This is a genomic window from Lysobacter enzymogenes (assembly GCF_017168095.1).
Lineage (GTDB): Bacteria > Pseudomonadota > Gammaproteobacteria > Xanthomonadales > Xanthomonadaceae > Lysobacter > Lysobacter enzymogenes_D.
This window is the reverse complement of sequence record NZ_LXSD01000520.1, coordinates 1-2,401: the sequence shown is the minus strand read 5'-3', so window position 1 is coordinate 2,401 and position 2,401 is coordinate 1. Positions and strand designations below refer to the sequence as shown.

Genomic DNA, 2,401 nt, shown 5'->3' with positions numbered 1-2,401 from the left:
CAGCAGCGGCGGATCGAGCGGCGGCAGTTCGGGCGGCAGCAGCGGCGGATCGAGCGGCGGCAGCTCAGGCGGCAGCAGCGGCGGGGCTTCGAGCGGCGCCAGCGCCTTTTCAAGCGGCGCCGCGCGCGCCAGCACCGCCAGCAGCGCGCGCAGCGGCGTCGCCGACGCGAGTTCCGGCAGCTCGGGCGGCGCTTCCAGCGGCAGTTCCGGCGGCACCTCCGGCGGCACCACGCCCCCCGCGGCGCAGATCCAGCCCGCCGCGCTCACCGTCGATTCGACCGAACCTTCGCCGCTGCCCGCGGGCCTGACCGTGACCCACACGCCCGCCGCCAGCGGTCTGTCGGAAACCATCACCGTCGGCGGCGCCGGCGCGGTGGTGAAAGTCGACGACCAGGTGGTCGCCGCCGACGCGCAAGGCCGGGTCAACATCACCGTCGATCCCGACAGCAGCAAGCGCATCGACGTCGAATGGCCGGCCAGCGCGCAAGACCAGACCTTCGGCCTGTTCTTCGATTTCGACAAACCCGCCGAAGCCGGCTGGAGCACCAACCCGCCGTCGGCGCAGTACCGCGCCTACGTCGACAACACCACCACCGACCCGCGCTACCGCGATGCCTCGGGCACGCTGCGCATCGAAGGCGACGGCAACTGGAGCGGCAGCGAGCGCGGCGCCGAGCGCCTGATGGCGTGGATCCGCAGCTTGCCGGCGCCGCGCAATCTGAATTTCCAGGCCTATGCCAGCCACGAACACGTCAGCGGCGCCAGCGACAGCGAGCGCGAGCGTTACAACAAGCGCTTGTCGCAGCGGCGCCTGGATGTCGCGCTGGCGGTGGCGCGCCGCGCCGGCGTGCCGATCACCGTGAGCACCCAGGCCGCCAACGGCGACGTGCCGGCCAGCAGCCGGCCCGGCGCGCATTCGGCGATGGGCGGCGATCCGGACAACCGCGTCGTCCACGTCACCGGCCGCGCCGCCGGCGCCACGCCGAACCGTTGGCACGGGCGCCTGCGCCGGCCGGCGTCGGTGACGCCGCCTGTCGTTCCGCCCGTGACGCCGCCCGTGACGCCGCCAGTGACGCCGCCGGTCACGCCTCCCGTCACTCCGCCGGTGACGCCGCCGGTCACCCCGACCGTGCCGACGCCGCCGACCGCGGCCAGCCTCTCGCTCAAGCTCAAGTTCGTGCATCAGGAAGAGCGCAAGAAACTGACCCTGCGCTACAACCGCGCCGAAGCGGTGCGCCGCACCTACGCGCCGCAGGGCTTCTTCGGCCTGATGCTCGGCGATCTGCGCGACAAGTCGAAGTACTTCAAGGAGATCGACCTGGACGATCCGTTCTTCCGCCAGTTCGCGGTCGAGGCCAGCATGCCGATCGCGTTCGAGCCGATCGATCTCAAGTCGGCGCAGGTGGCGCTGGATTACGGCGACAAGAAGAAGCCGCGCGACCACAAGCACGCCGACTTCGTGTTCGCGCCCGGCGACAGCGCGGTCAAGCGCTTCGACGTGTTCATGAACGAGACCCGCGACATCGATTACGAGGCCTCGTACCAGTATCACTTCGATCCGCAGTCCGACTGGGCTGCAGACCGCACCTCGTACACGGTTCCGGCCGAGCGCAGCGAAGACCGCACCTTGTTCGTCAATCCATACGAGCATGTGGAGTTCCGCCAGATCACCGCGACCCCGGGCGACATCGACTGGGACGTGGTCGAGGCGATCGACGTCAAGCTGCAGGCGCGCGGCTACGCCACGCCCGAGCCGAAGACCACGCTGACCCTGACCGCGAGTTCCGGGCCGAAGACCTGGCGCCTGCGCGGGGCCAAGCCGGCGCCGGCGAATCGCGGCGTCACGTATCAGATCGTGCAGCGGCGCAAGGGCGCGGCGCAGCCCGATCCGGCCGCGCCGCCGCTCGAAGTCGACGTGCCCGAGCTGTTGATCCACGACAGCTTCGAGGACGCGCTGCAGCTGGAGTTCATCCCGGTGTTCGATCCGGCGACGGTGCGGCGCGTCTACATCGACGTGAAGTACGAGGACGGCGCGTACAAGCGCAGCGAGCGCCTGGAGATGCCGGGCAGCCAGGGCGACCCGCTCAAGCTGCGCATCGCGCTGAAGAACGGCGACAAGCGCAAGTTCCGCCGCCGCTTCACCTTCGTCGGCATGCAGGGGCAGTTCGACCAGCGCGCCTGGGTCGAGGACAGCGAAGAACTGATCGCGGTGCAGTAAGGAGCGAACGGGCATGGACGCGAACATCGCCAGGGACGGCCAACGCAGGCAGACGACGGCCATGAACGATGTCGAAGCGAATGCGCCGATCGATGCGGGCCTGCCCGCGCCGGTCGCCGCGACCTTGCGGCGCCTGCGCGCGGTGTTGCCGGCGCAGGCCGGGCAAGCGCAGGCGCGGCTGGC

The 2,401-nt window shown here is 70.6% G+C and carries 2 protein-coding genes; one reads left to right on the top strand and one right to left on the bottom strand.

The window, feature by feature from the left end; genetic code table 11:
• The coding region (locus A7A76_RS21000) for a hypothetical protein (RefSeq protein ID WP_428995214.1) at window positions 1-267 on the bottom strand (267 nt) is incomplete at its 3' end.
• Between the two features lie 43 nt (window positions 268-310).
• Here A7A76_RS21000 and A7A76_RS20995 point away from each other — a divergent pair.
• Window positions 311-2,218, top strand: a complete 1,908-nt coding sequence (locus tag A7A76_RS20995) for a hypothetical protein (RefSeq protein WP_206413132.1) — start codon at window positions 311-313, stop codon at window positions 2,216-2,218.
• Window positions 2,219-2,401: the final 183 nt, after the last annotated feature.